Here is a 1511-nt window from a genome sequence, read left to right on the forward strand (position 1 = left end):
GCTTGTGACGGTGGTGGTGACGTAGGAGCATCTTCCGCATCATCTGGTCTATAATCTTCTAGTTCAACCTCTCTAACTTCGATATCAGGTTCATATCCGTATTGTTGTGGATTATAATACATCGTTTGATCATATGGATAATTTTGTTGGTTATACATATTAACAAATCACCTTCTTTTCATTCATTACCTTTAACATTCATATGTGATATAACACCTATCGGAAGCTTATGTATAGCCCAAATTAAACTAAAAAAATAAAGCTCGTATCTTTTTTTCAAAAATACGAGCTTTTTTATAAACGGAATATATTATTATTTTGTCAACTTCACACTATAAAAACGCATTTCTTCTAATAAACCTTCAAATTCAAATACCTCTTGTTTAATTAATACTTTCAAGCGATACTCTAAGAAAGTATCCCCAACTAATTGCTCTACAAGACCAAGCGCTTCACCAATTACTCTCGGAGCTTTAAGGAAGTCTTTATCAGCACCTACTTTTTTCGCACACTCAATAATGAATTGGTCAAAATATTCTTCTTGTACAGAATGCACTTCATTGTCTTTCCAAACCCTTAAAAACTCCATGCTTTGCGATAATCTATTCCACTCATGTGCAAACTTCATTCGCTTCTCTTCAGTTAAATACGGAAATTGCACAAAACTTTTTTGGAAAAGAGCTAAACTTTCAGGAGATAATTCTCCAGTTCCACGAATATCATAATCTTGTTTTAATATTTCTCTACTCGCTTCAGAAGTATTCATAACACGAATATTTTTCTTATCTTTTAATTGCGCAATTGCAAAACAAACCCCTACATGCTCATGGGCATTATCCGCCTTCCAAATGGTAATCGGTGTTTCATTAGGAATAGAATGTAGTTCTTCTAAAGTTTCCATAAATCTTGGTAAATATTCTTCTTCAAAATAACTATCATAAGAAGTTAAGTTGTTTAATAACCATTGCTGCCTTGCGAGTTGCCCTTTATTCGTATGTAATTGATTAATCGGTCCAATTGAAAAGAATTCAGAGAATGCAACAACACACTCCTCAAATAGTTCTTCTTGACTTAACATATATTTTAAACACCCAGCTGTTGAATCATCAAAAGCGATATGAATGTGTGTACTTTCTTTTACATTTCTTTTATAAGATGTATTATTCGTCAGTTGCTTAGGTATACTCATCAAGTGTTTAATCGTATCTTCACTATAGTTTTCTTCTAATAAATCTAATTGTATAAGAATGCTTTGCAGTAAATGTTTTGCTTCATCTTCGTACATATCCTCTACAGCATTTTTGATTTTATCTATCACGCAAATCCCTCTATTCATTTCTAAAATAACGTAGATTATAGTGTATCATTTTAGTATAGATGTTTAAAAGTCTTTTTAAAATCAAATCGTTTATTACACAGATTGCTGCAGCCATCTAAGTTTTTAACAAAAGCTTTCTCTATATTCCTCTCAATCTATAGATTTATAATATTTTTTGCTTCCTCCTTATCTA

The 1511-nt window shown here is 31.8% G+C and carries 1 protein-coding gene; it reads right to left on the reverse strand.

The window, feature by feature from the left end; genetic code table 11:
• Window positions 1–313: 313 nt before the first annotated feature.
• Window positions 314–1318, reverse strand: coding sequence for a DUF1835 domain-containing protein (locus tag AC1DTM_RS26065; protein WP_016105013.1), 1005 nt, complete (start codon window positions 1316–1318; stop codon window positions 314–316).
• Between the last annotated feature and the right edge of the window lie 193 nt (window positions 1319–1511).

This window comes from Bacillus sp. P4_D3 (assembly GCF_056401855.1).